This is a genomic window from Protofrankia symbiont of Coriaria myrtifolia (assembly GCF_900634755.1).
Lineage (GTDB): Bacteria > Actinomycetota > Actinomycetes > Frankiales > Frankiaceae > Protofrankia > Protofrankia coriariae.
The window spans coordinates 20846-27074 of record NZ_CAAAFS010000121.1; the positions used below are offsets into that span (position 1 = coordinate 20846).

A 6229-nucleotide genomic window follows, 5' to 3' on the forward strand; every position below is an offset into this window, starting at 1 on the left:
GGGACGTTGCCACCCCGACGGACGCTGCCATCTCGACAGGACGCTGTTACCCCGGCGAGGCCGGCCGTCCGCCCGAGGTCAGGCGGACGCGGCCTCGTCGCCGTCGGAGCTGAGATAGCGCGACCAGCGTGGATCCATCCGACGGCTGCCCAGAATGCGCCAAGCGGCTCCGCTCGGCGCTCGAGGCGCCGTGCGAAGCCGCCAACCGAGATCGGCAACTGCCCGGTCGGCTTTCAGATGATTGCAGCGGCCGCAGGCCGCCACCACGTTCTCCCATACATGCGCGCCCCCGCGGGAGCGGGGGATGACGTGATCCAGCGATGTCGCCGGCGCACCACAGTAGACGCAACGGTGATGGTCCCGAGCTAGCACCCCTTTGCGGGTGAGGGGGACCTGCGAGCGGTAAGGTACACGGACGAACCGGGCCAGTCGCACAACGACAGGCACCTCGACCGTGTACGTGGCCGAATGGAGAACCTTGTCCCCGGGCTCGACCATGACTGCTTTCTCGGTGAGCACGAGCACCAGCGCACGCCTCTGTGAAACCACGCATAACGGTTCATACGTGGCATTGAGAACCAGCGCCTCTGTCACGCGCCGACCTCCTCGCCCTACCGGATGGCGGCCGTCACAAGCTAGCCACCGGTGACACTGAGACAGTCAACCGCCTTCGGGCCCCGAACGCGAGTGGGTTCGCGATTGTCGTCAGGTAATCATTGACACACCGCGCAACTCGGCTCGTGTTTCACACGCTCAGTGTGACAGATCGTCGTCGGCGCGTCATAGCCGGGCGTCAGCCCCCTCGTCCGGGGGCTGACGCCCACAGGTAAGACTGGACGCGGCCGGATCCCCGGGGGACGTCCATCGGAACATTCGCCAACCGATCACGTGTGAGGAGCTGACTGGAGGCCGTGGCCAACTCCCCGTTCCTGCTTGCCCAGTCGTTCGGGTCGTTACTGCCCTCGGCGGCCGAGGCGTCGAGCGCGGCGCCATCGCCCGCCGCGTCCGTGAGCGCGCCCGTACCGACCCCGACCGACATCCCGCCGCCGTCCAGCCTGGACCAGCTCAGGAACGCGCTGCAGAACGCCTGCGGAGACCAGCCCGGGGTGCTGTGCCGGACGGTCTACGACATCACCCACAGTCAGTACCTCGCCGGGGGTGCCGACGTCTTCGTCGGCACCCCGCTGAAGATCGTGCTGATCCTGGTGGCGGCCTTCCTCATCCGGTCGCTGCTGCACCGGTTCATCGTCCGGACGACCCGCCGGGCCTCCAGCGGGAACTCGGGAGGGTTGTTGCGTTCCGGGCGCACGGTGCTGCTGGGCGCCTTCGGCGATCCCACCGTGCTGCTGGAGCGGCGCCGGCAGCGCGCCGAGACGGTCGGATCGCTGCTGCGCAGCGTCACGTCCATCATCGTCTTCGGGATCGCCTTCGTGACGATCCTCGGCGAGCTGGACATCAACCTCGCGCCGATCGTGGCCAGCGCCGGGATCGTCGGTGTCGCGGTCGGCTTCGGCGCGCAGAACCTCGTCCGGGACTTCCTGGCCGGCATGTTCATGCTGCTGGAGGATCAGTACGGGGTGGGCGACGTGATCGACGTGGGGCCGGTCAGTGGGAACGTCGAGGCGGTCAGCCTGCGCGTCACCCGCCTGCGCGACGTCGAGGGCACCGTCTGGTACGTGCGCAACGGCGAGATCGCCCGGGTGGGGAACAAGGGCCAGCAGTGGGCACGGACAGTGCTCGACGTACCGCTCGACTACGACACCGACGTGGCCACGGCCAAGCGGATCCTCAAACGGACGGCGGACAAGCTCTGGACGGATCCGCGGTTCGCCGCCGCCATCCTCGAAGAACCCGAGGTGTGGGGGATGGAGACGATGACCGCGGACGGCTACACACTGCGCGTCATCGTCAAGACCCAGCCGCTGAAGCAGTGGGACATCGCCCGCGCCCTGCGGGAGCGCTTCCGTGCGGCGCTGGACGCCGAGGGCATCGAACTCGGCAGCGTCCAGCGCAGCGAGGTCGTCATGATCGACGATGATGAGGAGGAGAAGAGGCCGGGCGCCGACGAGGAGGAGGACGGCGGCGCCGACCCGCGGGCGGCGGCCAACGTGACCGACAGCGGGCCCATCGCGGAGCTGCCCCGACCCGCGCGCTCACCGGTCGGCCGGTCATCCGGTCCGGCGTCCGGCTCCAGCTGAGCCCGCCTGCGCGGCGCTCCACGGCCGTGCCGGCTCCGCCATCGGGGCCGGACGGCCGGGGGAGCGTGGTCGGTGGGAGCACGACCGGCGGGAGCGCGGCCGGTACACGGCTGGTAGCTGAACCGCTGATAAGGATCACGGTAGGCGAAGCTGAGAGTTGCTCGCACCGGCTCCCGCCACGGTGTGGGCCGGGCAGACTGTGTGATGTGCGTGTACTGGTGGTCGACGACGAGCCGGCGGTCCGGGAGTCCCTCGAACGGTCGCTGAGGTTCGAAGGTTACGAGGTCAGCTCCGCCCAGGACGGCGCCGAGGCGCTGGACGCCGTCACCCGCGACCGGCCGGACATCGTCGTGCTCGACGTGATGATGCCGCGGGTGGACGGCCTGGAGGCCTGCCGGCGGCTGCGGGCCCGCGGTGACGACCTACCCGTCCTCATGCTTACTGCCCGTGACGGGCTTGCCGACCGGGTGAGCGGTCTGGACGTCGGGGCCGACGACTATCTGGTCAAGCCGTTCGCGTTGGAGGAGCTGTTCGCCCGGCTGCGTGCCCTCACCCGCCGGGCGTCGCTGTCGGCCCGGGCGGCCAGCGCCGCCGCGGTGGCCGCCGGCGGGTCCGCGGACTCCGCCGGCCCCGGCCCGGGGCGGCCGCAGGTGCTGACGTTCTCCGACGTCCGGCTCGACCCGGGCAGCCGGCAGGTTACCCGTGGTGACCGTGAGCTGACCCTCACCAAGACCGAGTTCGACCTGCTCGAGCTCTTCCTGGCCCATCAGCGCCAGGTGCTGTCACGTTCGACGATCATGGAGAGGGTGTGGGGCTACGACTTCGGTCCGTCCTCGAACTCCCTTGAGGTGTTTGTCAGCTATCTGCGCCGCAAGCTGGAGGCCGGCGGCGAGCCCAGGCTGCTGCACACGGTCCGTGGGGTCGGCTATGTCCTGCGGGAGACGGCATGACCGGCAGCGCGCCGCGGACGGTACGGCGTGACGGACGGTACGGCGTGACGGACGGTACGGCGTGACGGATGGTGCGATGCGAGGAGGGTATGGGCGGGTACGGCCGCCGGTGACACGGCAGGCCCGGGTGTGACGGACGGCGGGAGGAAGCGTTGGACAGGCACGGACGACGTCCCGGCCGCCGTGACCGGGCCGGCTCCCGGCCCGTCACGTCCCGGCCCGCCGCCTCCTGGCCGGTCGCGCCCCGCTCGGCCGCGTCTCGCTCGGTCACGCTCTGGCCTGTTGTGAAGGCGCCGGCATGACGGCGCGGTCAGGATGAGTGCCTGGCCCGGCCCGGACACCACCGGGTGGCAACAGGGGGCGCCGGTGGAGACGGCCGGAATCGGAAGTCCCGGACACGCCGCCGCGGACAGGACATCCTGGCGGCGGCGTTTCGCACACAGCCATCTGTCGCTGCGCAACCGGATGGTGGTGCTGATCGGCGTCGCGGTGGCCGCCGTCGTGGCCGTGGTCGCGGGCGTGGCGCTCGCCTCGACCGGGATCGTGCTCAACAACTCCATCGACGACCAGCTGACCGAGCAGGCCCAGGCGGTGGCCCGGACGGTCATGCCGAGCATGCCACCGGGCGCTCGCGGCCCGCGATGGCTGACCGGATCCAACTTCGGCCTGCCGGCCCAGATCATTCTCGAGGACGGCAGCACGGCCACCTGGGCGGGGCAGTCGGTGACGCTGCCGGTGAACGACACCGACCTCGCCGTGGCCGAGGGGGTCACGGACAAACAGTTGCGTACCGTCACCGTGGATGGTGCGCGTTACCGGGTGGCGACCGTTCCCCTGCTGTTCGTCCCCGGCCGCACCCCGGGCGCGATCCAGCTGGCCCGACCCATGGCCGACGTCGACAGGACGCTGCGCACCCTCGGGCTGATCCTGCTGGGGGTGGGCGTGGCCGGCGTGGCCGGGGCGGTGCTGCTGGGCAGGCTGATCGCGCGGGCGTCCCTCAAACCGGTGAACGCAGCCGCGGCCGCCGCCGAGGAAGTGGCCCGCACCCAGGACCTGTCCGCGCTGATACCTGTCACTGGCAGTGACGAGATTGCCCGGCTGGCCAGCAGCCTCAACAGCATGCTGCGGGCACTGGAGGCATCCCGGGCCCGCCAGCGCGAGCTCGTCGACGACGCCAGCCACGAGCTGCGCACCCCGCTGACCAGCCTGCGCACCAACATCGAACTGCTGTTGCGGGCGGAGGCCAACCCGCGGCGCGCGCTGCCCGCGAACGACCGGGACGCCCTGTTGCGTGACGTCGACGCCCAGATCCGGGAACTCAGCGGGCTGGTCAGCGAACTGGTCGAACTGGCCCGCGACGAAGCTCCCCCCGAGGACGTGGAACGCACCGACCTGACCGAGATCGTCCATGCCGCGGCGGAGCGGGTACGCCGGCGGGCCAAGGCGAAGAACGTCCAGATCGTGGTGACCGCGGTCTCGTCCCCTGTCGACGGGCGGCCGCACATGCTGGAACGGGCTGTGACGAACCTGCTCGACAACGCGGTGAAGTTCTCCCCTCCGCAGGGTGAGGTGCTGGTGGCTGTCGGGAACGGCGAGGTCGTCGTCACCGATCAGGGTCCGGGCATCGCGCCGGAGGAGCGCCTGCGGGTCTTCGACCGGTTCTACCGCGCCGCGTCCGCGCGCGGGCTGCCCGGCTCCGGGCTGGGTCTGGCCATCGTCGCCGATGCCGCGGCCATGCACGGCGGAAGCGTGCGGGCCGAGGAGGCTCCGCGCGGAGGCGCGCGCATGCGGCTGTCACTGCCGGTTCCCGGGGACGTGTTGTGGTCGGCACCGTTCGAGGCGGGCAGCGACGGTGGTCTTCCCGGCGGTTGGGACGAGGTCAGCTCGGCAGGGCCGGCCGGGTTCGCCCGGGCGTCCGACCACGGGCCCCGGCGGGCGAGAGGATTCGGCCGTGGCCTCTGACGACAGCGACAGCAGCACCGGCAGCAGCACTGACAGTAGCGGCGGCTCAGATACCGGCACCGGTCCCGATGCCGGTATCGGGAACGGCACCGACAGGGGGACCGGCGCAGGAAGCGGCAGCGGTCCGGGCGCCGGCAGCGGTGCCGGCAGCGGCCCCGCTGGCCAGGCCGCGGGGAATGGCCGCGCCGTCCGGGCCGGCGGCATCGACCCGCCGCTGGCGGAGCTGGCGGACGTGTACGGCGTCGCCACCCGTTACGTCGACGCCGACGACCGGGAGGTCGCCGTCGACCCGCAGGTCGTGCGGGCGGTGCTCGGCCTGCTCGACGTCGACACGGCGGACCCGGCCGCGGCCCTTGCCACGGCTCGTGACGCGCCGTGGCGGCGTCCGCTGCCCGCCTGTGTGATCGTACGGCGGTCCGCGCCCACGCCGGTGATCGCGCGGGTGCCCGCCGGCACGGTCCCCGTCGCCGAGCTGGAGCTCGAGGACGGTGGGCGCCGCGACCTCACCGGATGGGGCGCGACCGTCGGGCGGCGGCGGGTCGACGGCCGGGAACTCCTCGGCGTCCCGTTGGCCCTGCCCGCGGGCCTGCCACTGGGCGATCATGTGCTGCGGCTGCGGGCCGGTGCCGTCACAGCCACGGCACAGCTCGTCGTCGTGCCGGACGCGGTGCCCGGCCCGGCCGGGGCCGTTCCCGGCCGGGCCTGGGGATGGATGATCCAGCTGTACGCGCTGCGGTCGGCCGGCTCGTGGGGGATGGGCGACTACGCCGACCTCGCCGACCTCGCGGCCTGGTCCGGCGGCGAGGAGGGCGGGCGCGCCGACGTGCTGCTGGTCAATCCGCTGCACGCGGCCGCCCCGACGTTTCCCGTCGAACCGTCCCCGTACTTTCCGGCGAGCCGACGCTTCGCCTCCCCGCTGTACCTGCATCCGCAGGACCTGCCCGAATACGCCCGGGCGGACGCCGCCACCCGGACCCGGGTCGACCAGCTCGCCGCCACCGCCCGCGCCGCGGCCGCCGCCGACCCACCGCCGGCGGACGAGCCGCGGGACGGCGAGCCCGCGGATACCGGGCTGGTGGCCGTCGAACCCGCGGACAGCAGCCCGGAACATGGTGGGCT

Annotated in this window: 5 protein-coding genes; 4 read left to right on the forward strand and 1 reads right to left on the reverse strand. The window is 72.1% G+C overall.

The window, feature by feature from the left end:
* Positions 1-78: 78 nt before the first annotated feature.
* A complete protein-coding gene (locus tag CM1CMNOD_RS06690; protein ID WP_013872912.1) occupies positions 79-594 on the reverse strand; it encodes an HNH endonuclease in 516 nt (171 codons plus the stop codon).
* 317 nt (positions 595-911) lie between these two features.
* Between CM1CMNOD_RS06690 and CM1CMNOD_RS06695 the strand changes: the two genes are divergently transcribed.
* The 4 genes from CM1CMNOD_RS06695 to CM1CMNOD_RS06710 form a co-directional block, all read left to right on the forward strand.
* Positions 912-2198 carry a mechanosensitive ion channel family protein gene (locus CM1CMNOD_RS06695; RefSeq protein WP_013872913.1) on the forward strand — a complete coding sequence of 429 codons (1287 nt, stop codon included), beginning with the start codon at positions 912-914 and terminating at the stop codon, positions 2196-2198.
* 206 nt (positions 2199-2404) lie between these two features.
* Entirely contained in the window at positions 2405-3148 is a 744-nt protein-coding gene (locus tag CM1CMNOD_RS06700; protein ID WP_043603195.1) for a response regulator transcription factor, read from the forward strand.
* A gap of 366 nt (positions 3149-3514) precedes the next feature.
* The gene (locus CM1CMNOD_RS06705; protein WP_013872915.1) at positions 3515-5110 is read left to right on the forward strand and encodes a HAMP domain-containing sensor histidine kinase; all 1596 of its coding nucleotides are present in this window, start codon (positions 3515-3517) and stop codon (positions 5108-5110) included.
* Positions 5100-6229, forward strand: a 1130-nt coding sequence (locus CM1CMNOD_RS06710) for a 4-alpha-glucanotransferase (RefSeq protein WP_207387471.1), incomplete at its 3' end; no start/stop codon positions are given. The genes CM1CMNOD_RS06705 and CM1CMNOD_RS06710, both read left to right, overlap by 11 nt.